Source organism: Vibrio sp. 704 (assembly GCF_033339295.1).
The window spans coordinates 174973-197648 of record NZ_JAWOUH010000007.1; the positions used below are offsets into that span (position 1 = coordinate 174973).

Consider the following 22676-nt stretch of genomic DNA (forward strand, 5'->3'; position numbering starts at 1 on the left):
AAAGGATAGCAGAAAGAAAAACGCCTACTCACAACGAGTAGGCGTTAACACAATAAATGTGTTTAGGCAGTAGAAACTGGCCTATTTATTAGAAGTAGTAACGAGCACCTAGAGTCCAGTAGTCGTTCTCTTTAACGTCGATATCATTACCTAGGTCAAACTGGTAAGCTGCAAACGTTACAAACGCCGGAGTTACAGCATACTCAGCTTGTAGAGCTGATTGACTAAATAGCGTGTCGTTAGCTTTATCATCTTCAACAGCTTCGTAGTTAACGCTGAATGTCCAATCATTAACGCCGTAGGCAAGTAGAGCCTCCAACTGAGCAGTCTCTTCGTAAAGAGCACCATCATAAGTAAAGAAGTAATCATTCATGCCGTATACTACTGCTGCGTATAGACCTGAACCGTATTGACCATAGTTTACAGAGAATAGGTGTGATTCAGCTGTTTTAGTTCCTAGGTTCTGTTCCTTAATATCACCACCGCTGTATACGTACCCTAGGCCAAAGCCAGCTATAGAGCCGCTCAATGCAATTTGACCACGTTGCTCGTAAGTTACGGCGTCTGAAGTTTGCTCACCTTGCCAACCTAGACCTAGGTTGAAAGCAAAACCTTCACCAAATTCAAAACCTTTACGGTAACTAAGCATTTTATCAGCACGAGCTGAACCTAGGCTACCGTGGTTGCTGTACAAGAAATCGTTCGCAAACGCGATAGGTAGATCCGCAACGCCAGCGACATCGTAGTACGGTGACCATTGAGTACCTGCTACTAAACGGCCAAACTGCTCATGAGTAGCACCGATGTAACCTAGACGAGTTTTGAATGACTGTTCACCACCGTTTAGGTAGTTAAGCGCCCATTCACCTTTAGCGTCGATAGTAATACCGTTGCCAATGTCTTTCTTACCCGCAACGTTAATACGTGGAGACACTTGGTGAACTTTTACATCTTCTTCGAAATACTCACCCACGCCAACTGAAACGTGACCGCCGATCGATAAAGATGTACCATCGCTGTTGTAAACTTCTGCTGCGAAGGCCTGTGAACCACATGCTAGTGCCGCCACTGCAACGGCTAGAGTTTTCATTTTCATTGTTAACATCCGTATAGTTGTTTGTACCGGTTCGCTTAGACACAGATTAAATCCGAATCAATCGCAACGAACACATAACAAAGTAGTAATGAAATAGAAATGAAACAAACACTTTCTTATGCAACCAGTGGTATTAATGCTCACATTTTGAAATTGATCACAAAAAAATAGGGAACTTTTCATTCCCCATCATAAAATCTGTGGCTTTTTACGTGTCACATCTCCCAACGTGCGAGTGGCTTCTCAGTTTTGATACCCTTACTGCCCCAGCGGTCAATAACATCAATTTGCAGTATGCGGCTCGGTTTAATAAGCGATGTCAAGGTTTTCGACGGTCGTTTATCCGTCACTAACCATAGCGTTTTATCTTGTTCAAACTGAGCTTTTAAAGATAATTTGTCTTCTTCTGTCCACTCAAATTCCGGCTTAAATTCGCGCCCAACCACAAACAATTGGTTGCCAGAGGCAAAGTCCTCTAGTGACTCACTCATCAGTACCACTGAATCGATGCCTTTATCGAAGATCTCTGCCTGTTGTTGGTTGATCAGTTCACGCACATTGAGCATAAGAGCCTGTTGATTCGTTTGAATCGTCTTTTGGTGTTCAGGATATACACGTTGTAGATCCTCTCCAACAATACCCGCCATTCGGATTAAGTTTGTAGGGTTAAGCCACGCGTACTTCGATGTTGACCCGTTTTCCAATGTCAGTACTGCAACTCCTTGAGCTCTAGGAGAAATGGCCTGCGATGCATCGATTTCAATCAAGTGAATGTTGCCCTGTCGAGCATAAACATAAGTCGGGTCTTGTTTCCAAATCGCACCAAGAGTAATAGCAACCGTCGCGGCTTGACCCGCTTGCTTAACTTGCTCTGTACCTTTATTTGCGAACCAGTTCTCAAGACGCTCAACGCCGTAACGCTTTGGAGGCAGATACTGAGTCTCTATCCCTGTACCTTTCATGAGTTGCTCAGACAACATGTACGTGACGGGAGTGCTGGTTAAAATGTCTTTGGCGCTTGCCAACGATGGAAGTGTCGTCGCTATAACCAAACCAAAAGTTATCGCTAATTTTTTTATCTTCATGTTCATTACTTTATAAAAAGGGTTACGCTTTTTGGATAATTCGGTAAACCGTTGCTGTTAGGAAAAATGCCGCAGAAACAATGATGATGGATGCGCCTGATGGCACTGGTAGCTCAAGCTCCATCGGCAGTATGGTTCCTACTAAACACGCAATGGTTGCCAATAAAGAAGAAAGGAGAACAAAACTGCCCATGCGTTTAGTCAATAACCGAGCCGTTGCACCAGGAATCAGTAGCAATGCACCAACCAATACAGCGCCAATAATCTTTACCGCGGCGATGGTGACCAAGGTGATCATCATGACAAATAAGTAATCATAAAAGCTGGTATTAAAGCCGCGTACACGTGCAATATCCGGGCTAATACAAGTCAGCAAAATGCGGTTAAACGTTGGAATAAGAAGCAGTAATATGATCAAACAACTGATCGCTAAAATAAGGATATCGTTGTCCGTCACAGTCAAGATCGAGCCAAACAACACGTTCTCCAACATGTGAATGTTGATCTTGCGAGCAACGTACATTAACAGCGCAGCACCAACCGCTAACGCTAGTGCAAGAAAAACCCCAACCAGTGTGTCGTAAGGTACATTCGTACGATTACGAACAAAGTGAAGCAACAGCGCAAAAATCATACAAAAGCTAAACAATCCGATGATCGGATTCTCTGGCGGCTCACCGAGCAACACACCAATCGCGATTCCGGTAAGCGCAGCATGCCCAACCGCTTCAGAGAAAAAAGCCAGTCGCTTGGCGATGACTAATGTACCAAGACCACCAAGTAATGGTCCTAATATCAGCGCTGCAACAATTGCGTTCACCATGAAAGCATAAGAAAAGCTATCGCTTAACCATCCAGCTTCAACGCCGCTAACCGCTAACTCTCGCAACCAATCCATTATGCAGCCTCCACTTTTGCTGTGTAGTGCTTGAATAATGTTTCTATACGATCAGGACTTAGTACATCTGAATGGTGCCCTGACGCCACAATTTGACGATTTACAACATGGACCTGCGCATCTAAACGGCGCACTGCGGTCACGTCATGGTGTACTGCCAGCACCGTTTTGCCTTCTCCAACGACTTCATGAATCAAACCTTCAAGATATCGAACACCTTGCTCATCCATGCCAGTTGTAGGTTCGTCTAAAACCAATAAATTGGGCTCATCCAGTAAAGCTTGCGCAAACAAAACACGCTGTTGCTCACCGCCAGAGAGTTGCCCCATACGACGGTCGCTACGCGTTGCCATACCCACGCGATCCAGCTGGGCCAGGGCATGTTGAGTTTGTTTCGTTTTACGTCGCCAAAATAGAGGGATACGAGTTTGGTTAAGCAGTACAAAATCCATCACGGTTAACGGGAGGCTTGCTTCAAACATCGCTTTTTGTGGCACATACCCTATCTTCCCCGATGCAGCTGATGGTTCTGGCCAATTGAGCGCTATGTTTCCCGAAAATGGCGTGAGTCCAAGTACCGAACGAAGCAAAGAGGTTTTACCACCGCCGTTCGGTCCCATAATCACGTGACATTTCGCGTTCTCGAATTCGGCGCTGATGTTCTGCAAAATGATATTGTCGGCGTATTTTAGGCCCACGTTACTTAAGGAAACGGAAGGTCCAGTCATTACGCCTTTTCCCCTGCTCGCTTACTCGCCACAAATTTCATGGCTTCGATTAGTGTTTCCACATTATCTCGCATCTCAACCTCGACTTTATCGGCCTCATACTCACCGTGAGTCATGTGAGAAAAGCGATAAAGCTGCACCCCAGTCGCCTCTTCGATGGTATCAACAAAGCGATTCGGCATATTGAGCTCATAAAACAGAACATCAATGCCCGATTCACGAATTTTCTCTATCGTTTCCTGTAGCTGACTTGCACTTGGTTCTACACCATGAGCAGGCTCAATGACAGCGGCAACGTCAACACCAAACTCCTGAAGGATATATCCGTAAGCATTGTGGGTTGTCGCCACCTTCATACCAGCCGTGTCCAACTCACCAAGAGACAACATTGCATCACGCTTCATCAGGCGAAATGTTTTCGCGTATTTACGAGCATTTTGGCGATAGAACGTAGCATTGTCTGGGTCCAATTGGCTTAGCTCACTCGCGATGGTGTAAACCTTTTGAATGGTTGTTGATAGACCGACAAAGGTGTGAGGGTTCACTGCTCCTTGACCAACAGACTGCCCCATAGCGGGCAATAAAGGCACTTCTTTGTTCGCTTCGATAACCACGAGATCATCACGCTGAGAAGCCTTGATCACTTTCAGTGCAAAATCGTCATGACCAATACCATTGATCACTATTACGTCCATTTCATTTAAGCGCTTAAGATCATTAGGTTGTGGCAAATAGTTGTGAGGATTAAAACCAGCATCAACCAAAGGAACGATGTCCGCCTTCTCACCAGCAACGGCTTTAACATAGCTGTAATAAGGTTGAAGCGTAATACCAATACTGAGTTTATCGGCAGCAAAGCCAGTAGAAGACACCGTCAATAACGCGGTGGCTGTAAGAATACGACGTAAAAGAGAGCGTTTGATCATAGTACTTATCAATTATGTTGTCTTAATGGGCGTGAGAGTGGGAAGAAGAGTCTGACAGAATGATTTGTTTCCAGCCGAAATCGTGGCGTTTAGCTAGATCGCTTAGTCCCTCCACATTTAACGAACGGCTAGAATCATTAAACCAAATATCAGCTTGAGAACTGCGGCTATCCAACAGCATGGAAGCAGAGCCTTGGGCACTGGTCTTCACGCCAATGTAGACACCGTCATCAATTCGTTGCCACTGATGAGAACCTTTACGCTTCCAGTTTTGGTCTTTCACGAATGGAGCAATCCAAAGCGCCTCCATATCAGAGATCTCAGGCCAAGTTCCGGTATCTAACTGCAAATCACGAATCTCTTCATGAGCGAGCTTAAGTTCAGCGATCAACCCCAACTCGTTTTGATGTAAATCCGTGATTAACACTTGATGAGACTGCATGTCTGGCTTTTCAGTCGCGACCTGATGGTAGGGCATAAGTATGGCTGCTGAACTGAGAATCGCTGCGATTGTCAGTGCGACCCACTTTCCTTCTCGGTTACCATTATCAGGGCGAACTTTCTGAACGCTCATTTCTCTTTCAGCTCAACGATATCCACTTCCACCGGGCTTTCATGTCCGGCATCAAATACCAAATAGAAATCTGTTTCAGGGTGAGTAAATTCTGCGATGGAACGCTTATCTGTTTTTTCTTTGGCGATCAGATTGTCGTCGTAATCGTACATTTCGACATCGTAGTCGACCGCTGTCGATCCATCCGAGTAGCCCGCTTCACAAATCACTTTATCTTGCGCCAAGTGACAGCTCATCAGAGGAAAATGTGCAGCAGCGTGAAAGGACGCAAATCCAGAAAAAAACAAAACCGCTTTTAGAAGAGAAGTGTTATTCATGATAATTCCAAAATGGCCCAGCAATTGCTGAGCCTAATTCGATTAGTTAAGTTGAGTTTCAAACGTAAGATGAACATTGGCACTCGCTTTATCCGCCAATGGATTATCTTTTAATTCACCTTTGTAGTTCGCTTTCATTAAGTAGCGCCCGGCGACTTCTGGCGTGAAGATAACTTTGCCATCTTTATCGCTCACCACATCGATTTGTTCTTGATGGTTTCGGTACATGGTCCCTTCACGTGTAATCTCAGCAGTAACGCCCTCTTGTGGCTCTCCGTTAAAGAAAAACTGGAAAGTCACAGGCTCACCTTCAATGATGTCCGATGGATGCGTGATCGGTTTCATCTCCAGCATTTTGCCTTCAATCTCCAACGCTTTGTCCGTTGGCATACCAACCGTAATGTAGCTTTCTGCTCGGGTGTAACTTAGTTGAGTAACCACATCACGCGCTTGCTCAGGAAGCACGTCACCACGCTCAGCTTTGTTTGCTCGCGCCCATTTCACCGTATCACGACGGCCCGCTTTGTATTGTGTGTAGTAGCTCGGCTGATTATTAATCGCGACTTTGTGCGTGCCTTCTTCTGTAAAAAAGAAATCAAACATAGAGCGACGCTTGCCACGAACAACAAAGTTAGGACGCTCAGAGCGGCCATCCGGCATCACCACAAATGCCTGGTCACTACCCGCAGGCTTATCAAAAACAAACGTTCCGTGAGAGGCAGTAACATCAAATGTCAGCCAGTCACCGCCTTCTTTAGAAACCGTAAAGTGAGAGGGCAGAACCCAACGTGGATGTGCTTGTGCGGTGGTGGTTACAGCCAATCCCATTGCCATTACACTCGCCAATGCCACTGCTTTCATTTTGGTTTTCATTGTTGTGTCCTTTAATCACTTAACTTGATAATTGACGGTGATGACACCCGTCTCTTGTGTTGGTTTAAGCTCATAGCGTACGTCACTGTCCGCTAGCGTTATTTTTTGACGTAAGTAGTTTCGCCCACCGTGTTCACGAACGACTTCGACGTACAACGTGTAATTTCCTTGTTCCAAACGCTCCCCTGAGTCATTGGTTCCATCCCAGACAAAGCGGTATTGACCAGCAGGACGTGTTGCAGAAGTCACCGCATCAACAAGTTCACGATCATAACGACCCGTTTTTCTCCACCAGCTGCGTAGATCTTTTAACCATTCGTCTTTCCCTACCCATAACTGAATGGTTTTAACCGGTTTACGCTGATCGTTTTCAACCCAAACCGCCACATAAGGGCGTGCATACATTGAGGTATCTATCTTTGGAAGTTCGAGTTCGAAGTCGACCTTCGCGTTATCTGGTAGAGGCGCCGCGGAAAGAGAGAAAGGAGTAAAAGCCGCGATCAAAGCGGCTTTACAAAAGTGATTACGGCGGAAAAATCTTCCTGTGTTCAACATAAGTGTTCTCTAAAAAGCTGTTATGGAACAGCAACAAAATAAATTACGAGCGACAGTAACGTACCAAAGCTCATCCATTGCATTGACGTTCTGAGCGTCTTCTTCTTAGGCAGTAACAAGCACACGCCTGTAAGAACAAAAAACACCATCAAAAGCGCAGTGACGTCGATAAACCACTTCCAAATCCCACCACTGTTGCGTCCTTTATGTAGATCGTTCAGCAGCGCAACAATACCGTAGTGCGTCGTTTCGACGTCTGCTGCACCAGTAGTCATATCAATAAAGACCGTAGCGTTATAACCCGGGCCTTTAAAATCCATAGAAAGCTCTCCGAGTAACAACTCACCTTGCTCAACTTCGGTATACACATCTAGTGCGGAGGGAGTGCCGCGAAGCTCGGTTTCTTTAGTCAAGAAAGCCACCAGCCCTTCACGATTAGGTTGAAAGGTATCTGAATGTGAGAATAGAACTGAGTGCGGAACCGTCAGAGTATGTTGTTGAATGATAGGTTCACTGCGTTCAAACAATTCGGGGCGATTGAGGGTAATACCAGTTACTGCAAAAAACAGCGTAACTAAGAGAAGAGCCATCGAAATATAGATATGTAGGCGGCGAGCCCAAGTTTGAACACCTTTGCTTTTAAGCAACATAGAAACAATCATCACCAATAAATGTGGGACATAATTTAGGTGATAATCATTCGTATTGGCATTTAATTTACATTGTTTACTTTAAACAAAAAAATACCCGAGACTGAGCTCGGGTATTTAATAAAAATGTTCGCTATGAGTTCTGCGTCGATTCTACTTTGCGTAGCTGAGATAGATACTTAACCCAACTTTTTGCCTGATTCGATGGCTTAATCTCATTCGCTCTTTTGGCATTAGCGAGCGCATCGTCAAACCGCTTAAGTTTGTAGTAAGCGCGAGTTTTGATAAGTGCAACATCCGCTTTACGACCTCTGACATTATCGAGCGCGGCAATGGCATCTTTATAATGGCCTTCTTGCACCAACAGTTGAGAATAGTTCCAGTAATACTGCCTATCTAGCTGAGCAGCAATACGCCAGCTATCAATAGACTCTTCCCACTCTTTTGCCATTTGCCAATACGTTGCTTGCTGAGCTTTTAGCTTACTATTCGAGTTAACATCCTCTAGCTCGTTCATCACCAATGCAGCTCTCTCAGGAATACCTCGTTTCGCGTACAATTGTGCCAGCAGCTTTAAGTCATCTTGGCTAAGTTGTAATCCTTTCAGTTTTGCCAACGCCAAAGAGTCCAGAGCACGTTTGTTGTCATCAACACGCAGGTAAAGAGCAACAAGCTGACGCCACCATTCAATTCGCTCAGGTTCAATCGCGATCAAGCGTTTGATGGTCGAGATTGCCGGCTTCCACTTTTTCAGTTCTAGCTCAGCAGAAAGCTTTATCGACAATGCGCCAAGCTTGTCTGGCTGCCCAAACTTCTCATAACGAGCCATTGCTGAAAGCACTTTTTGCCACTGACTCAGTTGATAATGAGATTGGGAAATACGCAGCCATAGCTCATGCGCTTTTTGACCTTTAGGAATGTTTTTGCTCAAGGCATAGTAATGAGGTAACGCCTTAGAAAAACGTTGCTCGTTCAGCAGTATATCAGCCAACATTTTTCGGGTTTGCCATGCTTGCTCATCTTGTAGCAAACCACTATTGACTGCCAACTCAAGTTGCTTAATCGCCGCTTGAGTTTGCTCGTTCTGCCAGTAAAAAATACCTAACATTCGAGCGACATAAGCTTGGTCATATCCACGAGAAAGCTCCATAGCTTCAAGAGATGAAATCGCTTCTTTCAGTTTCTCTTCTTGAGCCAAATTATGTGCTCGTTGAACTCTCGCTGCGGTGTATTGGCTTAACTCACTGGCAATGGTTGAGAGTGCACTCAGGCTTAATACCGTACCGATTAAGAATTTTTTCATCATTTGGCTAACTTGAACTCCACTTTAGCGGTTTGTCCGAACTGCTCAATTGACACACCATCCTCAACTTTTGGCTGATACTTCCATTTTTTAAGCGCACGGATTGCTTCCCTTTCAAACATGCGCTCGGGCTCAGCCTCGATCACTTCAATATCTTTTGGTCGTCCAGTTGCATCGATCGTGAAACGCATAATGACATAACCTTCCACTCTACGTTTCAGCGCCTTACTTGGATAGCGAGGATCAACACGATACAACGGCAGTGCTTGCTGGTTGCCCATTGTTCCCTTCAAGTTTGGTGCACTAATCGCGATGCCTTCAAGGGCAGTGTTTAAACCTAAAGCACTGACTGGCGTCATCTGACTCATTGGTTCCATTTGAGTGTCAGCTTGAGACAGATCCATTGGCTCCGGCGCTTGAGGTGGTTCTGGTTGCTCCGGCACTGAACGTTGACGACGCTGCACGTCTGCTTCATTCTCTACCATCACCATATCAAAACGAACGGCTTCTGAAGCTTCTGGTGCACGCTGGTTGCCTTTATCAACCATCCACGCCATAAAGCTAAACAAGCTCACAGAAATTAACAGTGATGCTGGTAGTGCAAGTAACAGCCTGCCCATTAAGGTTTCTCCGCCGCCAATGCAATGTTCTTCACACCTGCTGCCTTTGCAGCGTCCATCACTTTCACGACAGTGCCATTGTAAGCATGCTCGTCAGCTTGGATAACTAACGAAGCATCAGGCTGATCAAGTAACAGGTGCTCAATAGAGGCCTCAACACGCTCAATATCAACCACTCGTTTGTCAATGTACACATCATTCGCTGCCGTTACTGCGATAAAAATGCCCGCGTCTTTTTGACTTACTACATTAGAAGCCTGAGGGCGATTCACTTCTACACCGGATTCACGTACAAACGAACTGGTCACAATGAAGAAGATCAACATGATGAAGACGATATCAAGCATCGAGGTTAAATCGACTTGAGCTTCATCTTGTTGGTTAGGTCTGCGTCCGAGTCTCACTTTTGACTCCTTAAAGATTGTTCTAACTGGATAGCTTTTCGTTCACACACTTTGCTAAGGCGAGCATGAATAAACATGCCCGCAAGCGCTGCTACCATACCTGCCATGGTTGGCAGCGTAGCAAGTGAGATACCAGAAGCCATCAATTTCGGATTGCTGCTGCCTTGCGATGCCATTACGTCAAACACCGTAATCATGCCTGTCACCGTCCCTAACAACCCTAGCATTGGGCAAACCGCCACAAGTAGCTTAATAGTCGATAGGTTTTGGCGCAGTTCGATTTGCGCTTTTGCAATCCATCCTTCACGGATTTGATGCGCGTACCAAGAGTGGTGCTCTGATCTTGCTTGCCACTGCTCACAAAGCTGTTTTTTTACCCCAGGGAAAACCGTTGTGAGATAAATAACTCGCTCCATAACCAACAGCCAGCACACCGCCACGACAGCGGCCAGCCACCATAGGATTTGACCACCTTGCTGCATAAAGCTCATCAAGGTTGTGGCCCAATCCTCACTGATCAAACCCAATGTGCTGAGTAGGATCTGCTCCATTACGCTGCGTTCTCCGCTAAGGTGTTAGAGTGACTTTTGTTACTCGGCATATCACGCTCAGCTTGTTCTGCAACTAAACCGATGCCTTGTTTTTCTAAGATACTGCGAATATTTTCTGCTTGAGAGCTCAATACGTTGTGCGCTAATAGCAAAGGCATGGCTGAAACAAGGCCAAGTACGGTAGTCACAAGTGCCATTGAAATACCACCCGCCATTACTTTCGGATCACCATTACCAAATTGAGTGATGACTTGGAAGGTTTCGATCATACCCGTTACCGTGCCTAGTAGGCCAAGCATAGGAGCTAGAGCAGCAAGAAGCTTAAGCATCGACAACCCTTTTTCTAGGTGGGTTTGCTCATCAACAACAGCTTCCAAAAGACGTAGTTCTAACGCTTCTACGCTGCGATGCTTGTCTTTCTGGTATACCGCAAGCACGCGACCCAAAGGGTTGTTTCCTGGCTGCGCTGGGGTTTTCAGTTGCTTCATGATTTTCTGACGCGAAATCATCAGTGATGCACCACGTACGAGCGCAATCAATAGGCCGATAGCCAATAAGCCAAGGATGATTTTGCCGACAACGCCACCCGCATTTAGGCGATCAGCCAAAGTCGGTGAGTTTGCAAGCTGTTCAAGAAGAATGCCACGTGACGGATCAATGACAAGTGCATCAATGTCACCAGAGGAAATAGTATTCGCTGTTGGACCGTTCTCAGGCTGACGAAGATAGTTTACCGCGTCTCCGCGTTGACCATTCCACTTAACGTAGCCAGTCTCATCCAGCAGCGCCATAGAACCAAGACGAACACCATTAACCGTTTGTTCACGACCTTCGCCATTTAGCAGTGTGAAAGAGACGTTTGCCATTTCACCGCTTGCTTTGATTTGTTCTTCCATGCTGCGCCACATCGCCTGAAGTTGGGTCAACGTTGGCAGTGATTTAGCCGCAACAATAGCATCGATATCTTTCTGATATGAGTTTGCATCTACACCGGTTACTGAGCTTTTTAGCTCAGACTCTAGCTCTTTTGCGTTCTGGCGAACGACGCCAAATAACTCACCTAGGCTCCCGGTTTCTAGACGCAACTTTTCTTCTAGCTGTGCCAGTTCTGCTTCATTTTCACCGAAGGTAACACTTAATGAGTCCGCCTCTGCTTGAAGAGCAGCACGCTCTGCCACCAATTTATTCTTTATAGCCTGTAGGTCTTGCTCTGTTTGCTTAAAACCTGATTCACGCGCGACATTGTGCGATTGCTGTTGACGATTTTCTTGCTGCGCCTTTTGTAACAACGCATCACTAGCAAAAGTTGTATAAGGCATTAATGCGGCTGTCGAGATTAATGCAACCGATAACCATTTTTTCATCATTTATTTGCCCTCCGCAGCGGTTAACGACACTGGCAGAGTTAACATACTCGGCGCGATCTGTTTATTCGCCATAGCGAACGCTTTGTCTAGCTCTGATTTTTGCTCAGAACCCACTTGTTGCCATGCTTGTTGTTGCTGTGACCAGCTCCAAAATGTGTCACCAGATAAGCTACGCGCTACCAAAGACAAACGGCCTAAATAGAGAATGTCCGCCTCCACAGTTTCATTGTCACCCAGGTTAATCTTGCCTTGGTAAACGCCAAGCTTGGTGCCGTAATCCATTTCAATTTGGTACGCTTCTAAAATACGACGAAACTTCTCTGCATCCGCAACGTCTGCACGCGTCATCATGGAATCCAGCTTTGCAATTCGCTCCTCACGTTGCGCTTTGCGTATAGGCTTGTCGTTAGCGACGAGCACTTTTAAGCCCTCAAGCATGTGATACATTAAAGGCACGACACCTTGACGAGTTTGAGCAATCTGTTCAATTTGCTCGTTCAAGCTATCAACTTCTTGATTTTGGCTCTCAACAAGGCTTGCAAGATGATCGCGATAAATCTTCAAGTTACCGACTTCTTCTTGCAGCTGCTCAATTTCAGCTTCTAGAGTAAGTGATTTTTCTGCGCTTGCATCAATACGTTTTTGGCTTACCGCCGACGACTGGTTTGTTTTACTCTGCACAGCTTGTGCATCGTTTAAGTTCGCCGCGTGAGCGGGAATCAAAACCGATGATATCAACAGAGCGATACTTGATTTCATTAGATTCATACGAGTTATATTTCTGTGTTCCAAAAACGACCAAAGGGGAAGACTACCCTTCCCCTTTAATAATCAAATTGTTATCAGTACTTGAACTGGATTGTTGCCATGTAGTTGCGGCTTTCTCCAACCACAACCCCACTCGCACCTTTTTGCTCGCCATTCGTGCTACCACCACCTGCGAAGTAGTCGGTATCGAATAAATTCTCGACATTGAATCGAGCAATGATATCCAAGTTTTCATCGTACTTATGTTTGTATGACACGCCCATATCAACGCGAGCGTAGCCATCTTTCTTGAAGGTGTTTTTTGCATCACCGTAGCGATCACCTTCATAAATCAAACCAAGGTTTAAGTTAGTGTTGTCTTGAACCTTGTAGCTAGACCATAGGCTTGCCGAGAACTCTGGCACGTCTACAGGGCGGTTGCCCTCATATCTTTCTGCCTTCTTAAGCTCTGCATCCAAATACATTGCAGAAGCGGTTAGCGACAACTCTGGGGTCACAAAACCTTGAGCCATTAACTCAGCGCCTTTGTGAACTTGCTCACCACCTTGCGTTTTCTTGTGTAGGAGATTGCCGCCCGCGTCTTTGCCGCTTTCAACATCCAGCGAGATGTTCTCTAACGTGATATCAAACACAGCACCAGATACAAATAAACGCTGATCAAACAGTTCCCACTTCGTACCGATTTCATAAGAGATACCACGCTCAGCGTCGAGTTTCTCACCTTCATTGATGTAGGTACGACTACCGTTGCTGACTTCACCTTGAGGCATGAAGCTTTCAGAATACTGAACGTAAACCGAGCCATTCGTCGATGGGTGGAATATCACACCTAACTTTGGAGAAACTTGGTTTTCGGTCAGTTCATCATCACGCTTTTCGTCATAACGAACACCTGCAAGCACTTGCCAGTAATCATTAATCGTCATCATATTTTGCGCGTAGATACCCCAAGTATCGTACTCAGCTGTTGGTGATTTCCTCGAACTACTATAGCTAGGCTTAGGCACCGTTTCTCCTGGCGCAATACTCGCCTCATTATGAAATGCCATAAAGCGATCATAACTGTAGTCTAAGTAGTTAGCGCCCACTAACAACGTGTTTTCCGTACCGAACAAAGTAAAGTCCGTCGTCACATCTATATATGCAGTATCAAATACCCAATTATCGGAGCGATCGTTGCCTCGATGCTTAATCGTATTTAACTCTTCATACTGATCAAACTTAGGGTAAGACTCTACATCAAAACGCTTAAAGTCTTGGCGGTTGTAACCTGCTTTTACGTTCACGTTATCCGTGACTTGCGCATTAATATCGACACCGTAGTTTTCTACTTCGTTATCAATTTCAGACCACTGCGCATCCCAAATGTACTTATCACCGCGAACCGCTTTGCCATCAACAATGTATGCGCCAGAGTCTACGCTACCATCGTCTTTCGTGCGATCGTAATGCGCTGACACCATAAAGTTGTCGGTGATGTCGTACTCAACCACTAGGCCCGCTACCGTACGATCTGTTCTAGGCTCAGTGCCATCACCGTACCTGCGCCAAGAGCCGTAGCTTTCTTTGGCAAAAATTGCGCGCGCTCGCAGTGTCTCTGCATCATTTAGCGCGCCACTCACATCAAGCACAGTGCGTGAGTGATCATTCGAACCTAGATCTTGACTCAAACTTGCTTGTGTTTGAGTTGTTGGTTTTTTCGAAACCATGTTTACCAAGCCACCCGGTTCAGATTTACCGTATAGCAGACCTGATGGACCTTTAAGCACTTCAACACGCTCTAAAAGCTCAATTGGCTGACGGTAGTGTGACCAGTGTTGACGACCATCACGAAGAAAACCGTCTGAACTGCTAAGTTCAAAACCACGTAGAGAGAAACGTTCGCGGTTACGGCTTGTACCACCCGCGCTAACACTTGCATCGTTACGTAGCACTTCACCAAGTGTACTTGCACGCTGCTCATCAATTACCGTTTCATCGATAACCGCTACTTGTCCCGGCGTTTCCAGCTGCGTCATTTCCATGCGCATTGCTGTACTGTTTGTATCTGCCTTGTAGCCAAACTCTCGACCTTCTACAACTACATGTTCGTCTGTTTGAACTTCCGCCACTGCAGGTGTTGCTAACACTGCACCGATCACTAACGCCAAATGGCTCTTAGTAAACATATCCTTTCACTCCGATTATTATTTTTCGGGTCACATACTTGTTGAATGCGATTCCCTCTTAATTATTTCGCGGGTGAATATAAGTGATAAGTATTACCATTTGCATTAAATTTACATTCTTTGCATTTGCAAACTTTTGTAAAGTACTCTCTGATGATGCGCCATGATAATGTGATATTAATCACAAAAATTACGACTTAATCATACTTATTGCTTGAACACTAAAGTAACCCTCAGACCACCTTGCTCACGGTTTTTCGCCGTAACTGCTCCACCCATAATACGCATGGATTCTTTGACAATCGCAAGACCTAAACCGTAGCCACCAAGCTTTTTATCTCTAGAAGCATCTAAGCGCGTAAACGGATCAAAAATATCGACCAGCTTGTTATCTGGAATACCAGGCCCATCATCAGATACTGACATGGTGGTGAACTGCTGCCCTTCTTTGACATAATTTTCCAGAGAAACTTCTATCTGAGATGCTTGTCCTGAATATTTAATGGCATTACCAATAAGATTGTTCAAACAACGAATGACGAGCGTTTCTTCACAAAAAGCTTTAGCACATACAGCTTCTGAGCGGAAAGACAACGTCTGTTCTGACTTCAAATCTATTTTGCAACGCTCTACTTGCGGGGAGACCAAAACTTCTAAATCACAGCGTTTCGTGGCTTTGTCGAAACGCGCATTTTCCAAGCGACTGAACTCCAATATATCGCTGATCAAATGGTTTAGCTCTTTTGCTTCATCTTCTAGCCTTGTCACTAGACTTTGCTCACTTTCTCCAACACGCTTTCGCAAAAGATGCAGAACCAAGTTCTGCCTCGCTAACGGCGTTCTCAATTCGTGAGAGACATCTCTTATAAGCAGTCGCTGCTTTTCAGCGAGAGAATGAATCTGTTGCGTCATGTGATCGAAATCTTGCGCTAACTCGTTAAACTCACGCGTGCTCGACTTCAGCTCTTTCACGACACTGACATTAAAATCTCCATTAGATAGCTTTTTGCTTGCTTCTCTCAATCGATCCAATGGTTGCTGTAAGTTACGTGCCATTAGCAGTGAAAAGAGCGCCAAAATAACCACTGCAATCACGACTTTGAGAATAGAGAAATACAGAATGAAGTCATTTGCAGGGTGCAGTCGATGTGGCAACTGAATCACTAAAGTATTGCCATGAACTAAAGGAATATTGATGATGGGGCGATTCACTTTCCCCTCAAGTTGATCATCAATGCTTCTCTTAAATTGAAGTTTGAACTCGAAGTGCGGATGCATCAGACGGTGCGTAACTGGTTGCTGATGTTCATTCAACACAAATAAATAAAAGTTTTGCGCATTTGCCCAGTCAGCAAGTTCGTCCATGTCTCCGTGCTCAATCAATACATTGGCTTGATGTGCAAGGTCTAGCATTTCTTCTCGCACACTATCGGGCACTTTCAACATGGCTTTCACCAGAGCTTGTTCCGCTAAGGATTGCACGACCAAAATACTAATGACAATTGCGGTCATGCAACTAAATAACTTGAACGCTAAGCTATCTTTACGTTTTGCAATAAAAGGTGGACACCGGAGCTTCATTAACGGTTTACAGCCTCTAAATAACTGTAACCTTTGCCACGGAAGGTTTTGATATGTTGCTTGGAAAGCCCCGCTTCAACTAACTTGCGACGTATGTTACTGATGTGCATATCAAGGTTGCGATCAAAAGGACTCAGCTCTTTCTTTAACACTTCAGTTTGAAGCTCTGCTTTTGAAATCACGACTCCTTGGTTTTTTACCAAGTAGCTCAATAGTTCAGCTTCCGTACTTGTGAGGGGTAAGCTATTAAGCTGGTCACTGATCGTTTGAACGGTACTACACATCGTCTGACGTTGACGTTCCAAGCCAACACGACGAAGAATCGCTTTGATGCGCATTAGAAGCTCAGCGACATTAAAGGGCTTTCCGATATACTGATCGGCCCCCGCTTGGTAACCATCAAGCATCGAGTTTTCATCGTTGAGAGCGGTAAGCATTAGGATAGGTGTCGCGAAGCGCTGACAGATCCTACGAGCAACTTGCATACCGTTAAGGTTTGGTAACATGACATCAAGCAATACAAGATCTACAGGCGTTTTTTCCATATATTGCAGCGCACTTTCACCGCAATGTACAGAAGAGACGATGTAGCCCTCCTCTTGCAAAACCGCTTCTAACAGCTCGCACAAAGGAACGTCATCATCGACTATCAAAACTCGTGACATTACCACTCACCATTCAAATAAAAATGGTTCGCATTTTATTACTCATTTACCAATTAAACAACTACACACTCTAAGGCTTTAAGTCCACAGGACTCAGTCCAAGAAGCAGCAACGTACTAATTAGAGTTTAATGTTCACTTGTACTAAAGGCTCCTAACAATATGCACCTAGATATATCTTCATAGAAAAAACGAGTACAATCTGGCAACCGCAAAGCAAAAGATAAAGCGAATGGAAACGTTATTAATTGGTCACCGTGGCGTGGCAGGTTCATACCCTGAGAATACAAAAATAAGCATTCAAGCAGCCATTGACCTGGGATTAAAGTGGGTGGAAGTGGATATACAACCTACCAAAGATAATGTTTTAGTGGTTTGCCATGATCATACCGTCAATCGATGCAGCAATGGACAAGGGCGTGTTGATGAGCTCACCCTGGAAGAGTTAAAAGCATTAGATTTCGGTAGTTGGTTTAGCACAGACTTTTCAGGCGAGAAGATCTTGACACTAGATGAACTGCTCACTTTAGCTACTGAGAATAAGCTTAACTTGAATATTGAAGTTAAAGTAGACAACCATCCAGCGGAAGAAGTGGCGCAGACTCTAGCCAATGCGTTAGCAAAAAGTCCAATGCCGCAAGAGAATGTACTCCTATCCAGCTTTAGTCATGACGTCATTAGAGCGATGCACAAATGCTGCAGTGGCTACCGATTGGGTGTGTTAAGTGAATTCTTTACGAGAAAAGATAAACGCCTTTTGGAAGAAGTTAGTGCCTATAGCTGCAACCTAAACATTAACTGGGTTCGCACTCGCCAGATAAACAAACTCCAACAAGCCGGTTACAAAGTGATGTGCTATACGGTGAACAATCCAAATAAACTGAAATACCTGCCTCAGTTAGACGGTATTTTTAGTGATCATCCACAGCGCTTTATGCCATAGCCTATAAGAGCCAGAACATTAAAGGGGACCTTTTATTACCACTCAATCTGAATTGGTGTCCCCATCTCGACGAGCTGGATAAATTCGTCCATTTCCTCGTTGGTAATCGCAATACACCCATTAGTCCAATCAAAACTTTGGATGTAAATCGGCAACTGACTCTCACCGTTTTTTAAGCCATGAATTTTGATGTTCCCTCCAGGGGAGACACCTCGGCGCCTCGCTTCCAACGTATCAATCGCATCAGGGTAACTGATATGCACAGAACGATAAAAAGCAGAGTCCTCTATAACATAATCTAGAGTGTACTCGCCCTCTGGCGTGCGATTGTCTCCCTCTTCTTGTTTATGTCCTTGCGGGTTCGCTCCTAAAGCAATTCGGTATTCTTTTAGCACTGCTCCTTGTTCCATCAAATACATTCGACGCTTAGACTTGTCGACTTTAACAAGGTCAACAGCTGCGTGAGTGCCCGAAGCAAACACACAACACAAGAACATAGAGAACCATTTTACTGACATTGTCGTAACGCCTAAGCTAATAAAGTGAACAAGAAAAGAGCGATAATGCTAGTCAGTTAAGGCTCGTAAAGCAAACAGTATCTAATGCGGAACCGTAAGATAGCACTCGCTGAAAGGCGTACTTCTTATCGTTATTTGATACAACAAAGTCAAAGAGAAGATTTCTCTATTCATTGCGGCTAAGTTGCATTACTTTATAAGCATATTTATTTATAAAGTCCGTACTTTTTGAGAGGGAACCATGATTAACATTGCTTTTTTTAGTGCAAAATCCTACGACGAAGCCTCTTTTAATAAAATTAAAAATAACCGCGATTTTGAATTTCACTATCACGACTTCCGACTAACCGAAAAAACAGCCAAGATGGCGCACGGCAGTGATGTTGTATGTGCGTTTGTTAATGATGATCTTTCAGCTCCTGTCCTTAAACAGCTTTCTCTGGGCGGGACCAAGCTTATTGCTATGCGCTGCGCGGGATATGATAAAGTTGATCAACAAGCAGCCAAAGAACTAGGCTTACAAGTGGTTCGAGTTCCTGCTTACTCACCAGAAGCAGTGGCAGAGCACACGGTTGGTTTAATGATGTGCCTAAACCGCCGCCTTCACAAGGCCTACCAACGGACACGTGACGCCAACTTCTCGCTAGAAGGTCTTGTTGGCTTTAACTTTTTCGGAAAAACCGTTGGTGTTATTGGTACGGGTAAGATTGGTATCGCGACGATGCGTATCTTCAAAGGGCTTGGCATGGAACTGCTTTGCTACGACCCCTACGAAAACCCATTAGCGCTAGAAATGGGAGCCCGTTACTGTTCGCTTGAAGAAATCTACGCTAATGCGGATATTATCTCTCTCCATTGTCCAATGAGTGAAGAAAACTATCACTTATTGAACGAAAAAGCCTTCGCGCAAATGAAAGATGGTGTAATGATCATTAACACCAGTCGAGGCGAGTTGCTAGATTCACTAGCGGCGATAGAAGCGTTGAAACAAGGTAAGATTGGTGCGCTTGGCCTAGACGTGTATGACAATGAAAAAGACTTATTCTTCCAAGATAAATCTAACGATGTCATTGTAGATGATGTTTTCCGCCGTTTATCGGCTTGTCATAACGTGCTGTTTACTGGCCACCAAGCATTCTTGACTCACGAAGCACTGAATAATATTGCCTCTGTGACGCTTGATAACGTCGAAGCCTTTTTCTCTGGTAACGTATCGGGCAATGAACTGATTAACTAAAGCCAGACAATCGAGAAGTATAGTAGAGCGTGTGATCTCAGCTATGCTATACTCCTCGACTATTTAAAATTTGAGCCAAATTACCATGAGCATAAAAACTGATATTCAAAAGCTGCACAACCGTTTAGATACATGCCAACGTAAACTTGATGCGGCACGTTCTCGTGGTGATCACGAAATGATTACAAAGTTCACGGATGAAGTAGAACAGCTGACCAAAAAGCTTAACCAGTTAAAGCACAAGCAAAACTATGAGCTGAACAAAGAACGTAAAAGCTTACTTGATATGCCTTTCTCTCGTGAAATCACCAAAGCAGAACAAGCGGACATCGGCAAACTGAAAAAACGTGTACGCGGCTTAGTAATCGTTCACCCATTAACAAAAGTTGGTAAAGAACTTCGCCTTGATGTGATGACAGGCTTTGCGCCAAAAGAGTTTTAAAACTCGCATTAACATTTATGGAGCCCAAGCATTTGCTTGGGCTTTTTATTTTGTACTGCTTCATTAGATTTCATCGAAATATCAATCCATAAGCTATTAAAAAGGCCAGCGACAAAAGCCACTGACCTATTTCGACCAATATCGTCCGCATTACACCTCAACGTTACGACAGTTGCTGCAACTTGTGCTCCACAACGGGATCATTCGGAACCAACTGCTGAGCGACTTCCAAAAGCTGTACTGCATCTTGCGGGTTGTCATACTCATGCTTAAGTGCAATATCAACAAGTGGCTGAATATCGATTTGCGCTTGATGCTCCTTCACATGTTCTTTCTTTTCTTCAATTAGTACATTATGAGCGGTACTCAGTAAGTTTAAACGATGCTGTGAACTCGCATTCGCCTTGTTAAGGCACTGATAGTAATCTTCTTTTAAGCGCAGCGTTTTGGTCTGATGACGAAACTGCGCTATATCTATCTTCTGATAACGTATAAAGTCTACGGCCACTTGCTTATAAAAACCGAATTTATTCAAATACGTCGCGTGGGTACCATGTCCCATCCCAAAGACTCTCAAGTGAGTGAGCTCTGGGTAGCGTTTGGCGTGAAGGCGGTCGATTTCATTAGTTGGATCATAAATGATATAGCCTTTTGCATCGCCAAGGTCGAGGTCGTGATACTTTCCTTCCCAATCAAATTGTTGGGCAAGTTCAGTACTTGACCTATCATCCCATGGCACCAGCACTTTGTTTTTTGTGCTGACCGGGTGAAACATCAATACTTGATCCAACTTTAATAGATTAGAAAAGGCACCAATAGCAAAACCACCGCGGCTAAGCCCATAACCTAAACGACATTCAAAAGGCTCAAGTAAAGTTGATAGCTGCTCTAGAAAGAAAATCAAATTACGGCTGCGAAACCAGTTACTTTTCCCAAGATGCTGAAATGAAATAATATTTACTTTTTGTTTCTGGGCTAAGCGATAACCCCAAGGCGCAAAGTCTGAGTGTAAGTCCTGTACTTGTAGATTCGTACCAGCAGGGGAAAAGGTGAACAACAGTGGTTTATTTCGGTCGACAAACTCATACTTAACAAACACATCATCAAGTAAGTCCTCCCCGGACATCGGTAGCCTGGTTTGCTGTTCTTCACGAGAAAGAGCCAGCCATTCATCCAACCAGTACAGTAACTTCATTAATCCTCCATCTAAATTGCGCCTAGCAATTGTGTTAAAAATCTAGTTTTTAGTGTGTGATCATCTCCCCCTGGTTACAGGGGACTCTGATATCAGTCCTCTTTTAAAACAAAGCGTGAATTTGCTTATTAAATTGGTCAATATCTATGGTTTGATGACGAACAAACTCCTTCGCCACCAGATTAAAAAATTCTAATTTATCTAATTGTGTGGATTGAGTGCCGTGCCCCATACCGACGACTTTTAAATGAGTTAGCTCTGGGTAACGTTCAGCATGAAGACAATCAATGCGATTGGATGGGTCATAAATAATATAACCTTTGGCATTGCCCAAATCTCGATCATGGTAGCCGCTTTCCCAAGCAAACTGCTGAGCAAGCTCAGTACTCGGCCGATCATCCCAAGGCACCAACGCTTTATTTTTTGTGCTAACAGGATAAAACAACAAAAGATGTTCTAGTTTCAGCAAGTTAGCAAACGCGCTAATTGCAAAGCCACCTCGACTTTGCCCATAACCCAAACGACATTTGAAGGGGTGAAGCAACTCAGATAGCTGCTCCAGAAAGAAAATCAAATTCCGACTACGGAACCAATTACTTTGTCCTAAATGTTGAAAGGCAATAATGTTTACTTGTTGTTGTATTCCGAGCTCGTAGCCCCAAGGAGAAAAATCCGGAGTTAAATCTTGTACCTGCACATCAGTACCGGAAGGAGAAAATGTGAACAACAATGGCTTGTTAAGATCGACGAGTTCATACTTCACAAACACATCATCAAGTAAATCGTAGCCAGAGATAGGTAAAGCCATCTCTTGTTCTTGTTGAGTAAGAGCTTGCCATTCATCTAACCAGTAAAGTAGCTTCATTTTTTCTCCAAGTGCATCCGCAGTATTTAGACTGGAACTCTATCAAAATGCGTTTAAGCATCCCACGTTGAGACTTAACAAAGCTCTATTTGAAGCCCAAATGAGACGTATGGAAATGTCTTCGATTGAAGGTATTACTGCGTAAACTAAACCCAAAGTAGGTACGCAAAAACTTGGAGAAAGAGCTAGAGAAAAATCAATTAGAAGTTTCGATAACAGCGGTTAAAAAACAGCAGATACAAAAAAACCGCTGTAAGAACAGCGGTTTTTTTAAAAGTGGCGGAGAGATAGGGATTTGAACCCTAGATACGCTATTAACGTATGCCGGTTTTCAAGACCGGTGCTTTC

Annotated in this window: 25 protein-coding genes; 3 read left to right on the plus strand and 22 right to left on the minus strand. The window is 44.4% G+C overall.

Going from position 1 to position 22676, the window contains the following annotated elements; all coding sequences use genetic code 11:
- Positions 1-88: 88 nt before the first annotated feature.
- From R7R24_RS12690 to R7R24_RS12780, 19 genes are all read right to left on the minus strand, one after another.
- Positions 89-1096: a porin gene (locus tag R7R24_RS12690; protein WP_191115964.1), complete on the minus strand. Its 1008-nt coding sequence runs from the start codon at positions 1094-1096 to the stop codon at positions 89-91.
- 215 nt (positions 1097-1311) lie between these two features.
- Positions 1312-2181 (minus strand): metal ABC transporter solute-binding protein, Zn/Mn family, encoded by an 870-nt coding sequence (locus R7R24_RS12695; RefSeq protein WP_047102837.1) that lies wholly within the window; start codon positions 2179-2181, stop codon positions 1312-1314.
- A gap of 22 nt (positions 2182-2203) precedes the next feature.
- Positions 2204-3079, minus strand: a complete 876-nt coding sequence (locus R7R24_RS12700; protein WP_005393560.1) for a metal ABC transporter permease — start codon at positions 3077-3079, stop codon at positions 2204-2206.
- On the minus strand, positions 3079-3807 hold the full coding sequence (locus R7R24_RS12705) for a metal ABC transporter ATP-binding protein (protein ID WP_017635536.1): 729 nt from the start codon (positions 3805-3807) through the stop codon (positions 3079-3081). The genes R7R24_RS12700 and R7R24_RS12705 overlap by 1 nt, the downstream gene beginning before the upstream one ends.
- Complete coding sequence (locus R7R24_RS12710) at positions 3807-4733, minus strand: metal ABC transporter solute-binding protein, Zn/Mn family (protein WP_191115965.1); 927 nt, start codon at positions 4731-4733, stop codon at positions 3807-3809. The genes R7R24_RS12705 and R7R24_RS12710 overlap by 1 nt, the downstream gene beginning before the upstream one ends.
- Positions 4734-4755: 22 nt before the next feature.
- Positions 4756-5307, minus strand: a complete 552-nt coding sequence (locus tag R7R24_RS12715) for a DUF6162 family protein (protein WP_137282880.1) — start codon at positions 5305-5307, stop codon at positions 4756-4758.
- A complete protein-coding gene (locus R7R24_RS12720) occupies positions 5304-5624 on the minus strand; it encodes a hypothetical protein (protein WP_191115967.1) in 321 nt (106 codons plus the stop codon). Before R7R24_RS12720 ends, R7R24_RS12715 begins: the two co-directional genes overlap by 4 nt.
- Before the next feature lie 42 nt (positions 5625-5666).
- Entirely contained in the window at positions 5667-6497 is an 831-nt protein-coding gene (locus R7R24_RS12725) for a DUF4198 domain-containing protein (protein WP_005374252.1), read from the minus strand.
- A gap of 15 nt (positions 6498-6512) precedes the next feature.
- The gene (locus R7R24_RS12730) at positions 6513-7052 is read right to left on the minus strand and encodes a DUF2271 domain-containing protein (RefSeq protein WP_025768071.1); all 540 of its coding nucleotides are present in this window, start codon (positions 7050-7052) and stop codon (positions 6513-6515) included.
- A 20-nt stretch (positions 7053-7072) separates the two neighbouring features.
- Positions 7073-7702 (minus strand): PepSY-associated TM helix domain-containing protein, encoded by a 630-nt coding sequence (locus R7R24_RS12735; protein WP_005374254.1) that lies wholly within the window; start codon positions 7700-7702, stop codon positions 7073-7075.
- Positions 7703-7835: 133 nt separating this feature from the next.
- Entirely contained in the window at positions 7836-9008 is a 1173-nt protein-coding gene (locus tag R7R24_RS12740; RefSeq protein ID WP_191115969.1) for a tetratricopeptide repeat protein, read from the minus strand.
- Positions 9005-9625 carry an energy transducer TonB gene (locus R7R24_RS12745; protein WP_005374256.1) on the minus strand — a complete coding sequence of 207 codons (621 nt, stop codon included), beginning with the start codon at positions 9623-9625 and terminating at the stop codon, positions 9005-9007. Before R7R24_RS12745 ends, R7R24_RS12740 begins: the two co-directional genes overlap by 4 nt.
- Positions 9625-10029: an ExbD/TolR family protein gene (locus R7R24_RS12750; RefSeq protein WP_005374257.1), complete on the minus strand. Its 405-nt coding sequence runs from the start codon at positions 10027-10029 to the stop codon at positions 9625-9627. The genes R7R24_RS12745 and R7R24_RS12750 overlap by 1 nt, the downstream gene beginning before the upstream one ends.
- Positions 10026-10580: a MotA/TolQ/ExbB proton channel family protein gene (locus tag R7R24_RS12755; protein ID WP_017635540.1), complete on the minus strand. Its 555-nt coding sequence runs from the start codon at positions 10578-10580 to the stop codon at positions 10026-10028. Before R7R24_RS12755 ends, R7R24_RS12750 begins: the two co-directional genes overlap by 4 nt.
- Entirely contained in the window at positions 10580-11947 is a 1368-nt protein-coding gene (locus R7R24_RS12760) for a MotA/TolQ/ExbB proton channel family protein (protein WP_025768072.1), read from the minus strand. The genes R7R24_RS12755 and R7R24_RS12760 overlap by 1 nt, the downstream gene beginning before the upstream one ends.
- Entirely contained in the window at positions 11948-12715 is a 768-nt protein-coding gene (locus tag R7R24_RS12765) for a DUF3450 domain-containing protein (RefSeq protein ID WP_169644381.1), read from the minus strand.
- 74 nt (positions 12716-12789) lie between these two features.
- The gene (locus tag R7R24_RS12770; RefSeq protein WP_054579204.1) at positions 12790-14883 is read right to left on the minus strand and encodes a TonB-dependent siderophore receptor; all 2094 of its coding nucleotides are present in this window, start codon (positions 14881-14883) and stop codon (positions 12790-12792) included.
- 207 nt (positions 14884-15090) lie between these two features.
- On the minus strand, positions 15091-16464 hold the full coding sequence (locus tag R7R24_RS12775) for a sensor histidine kinase (protein WP_054701940.1): 1374 nt from the start codon (positions 16462-16464) through the stop codon (positions 15091-15093).
- A complete protein-coding gene (locus R7R24_RS12780; RefSeq protein WP_005386018.1) occupies positions 16464-17129 on the minus strand; it encodes a response regulator transcription factor in 666 nt (221 codons plus the stop codon). Before R7R24_RS12780 ends, R7R24_RS12775 begins: the two co-directional genes overlap by 1 nt.
- 231 nt (positions 17130-17360) lie before the next feature.
- On the opposite strand from R7R24_RS12780, the gene R7R24_RS12785 reads away from it, so the two are divergent.
- The gene (locus R7R24_RS12785; protein ID WP_104976325.1) at positions 17361-18071 is read left to right on the plus strand and encodes a glycerophosphodiester phosphodiesterase family protein; all 711 of its coding nucleotides are present in this window, start codon (positions 17361-17363) and stop codon (positions 18069-18071) included.
- 35 nt (positions 18072-18106) lie between these two features.
- Here the strand turns inward: R7R24_RS12785 and R7R24_RS12790 are convergent, their stop codons facing one another.
- A complete protein-coding gene (locus R7R24_RS12790; RefSeq protein WP_054574480.1) occupies positions 18107-18589 on the minus strand; it encodes a L,D-transpeptidase family protein in 483 nt (160 codons plus the stop codon).
- Positions 18590-18830: 241 nt separating this feature from the next.
- Here R7R24_RS12790 and R7R24_RS12795 point away from each other — a divergent pair, with 241 nt between their 5' ends.
- Together R7R24_RS12795 and R7R24_RS12800 are read left to right on the plus strand one after the other, a co-directional pair.
- On the plus strand, positions 18831-19826 hold the full coding sequence (locus tag R7R24_RS12795; protein WP_054579202.1) for a 2-hydroxyacid dehydrogenase: 996 nt from the start codon (positions 18831-18833) through the stop codon (positions 19824-19826).
- Between the two features lie 85 nt (positions 19827-19911).
- Positions 19912-20268, plus strand: coding sequence for a YibL family ribosome-associated protein (locus tag R7R24_RS12800; RefSeq protein WP_005374274.1), 357 nt, complete (start codon positions 19912-19914; stop codon positions 20266-20268).
- A 163-nt stretch (positions 20269-20431) separates the two neighbouring features.
- Here the strand turns inward: R7R24_RS12800 and R7R24_RS12805 are convergent, their stop codons facing one another.
- Both R7R24_RS12805 and R7R24_RS12810 read right to left on the minus strand, forming a co-directional pair.
- The gene (locus R7R24_RS12805; RefSeq protein ID WP_054579201.1) at positions 20432-21463 is read right to left on the minus strand and encodes a hypothetical protein; all 1032 of its coding nucleotides are present in this window, start codon (positions 21461-21463) and stop codon (positions 20432-20434) included.
- 103 nt (positions 21464-21566) lie between these two features.
- Positions 21567-22328: a hypothetical protein gene (locus R7R24_RS12810; protein ID WP_054579200.1), complete on the minus strand. Its 762-nt coding sequence runs from the start codon at positions 22326-22328 to the stop codon at positions 21567-21569.
- Positions 22329-22676: the final 348 nt, after the last annotated feature.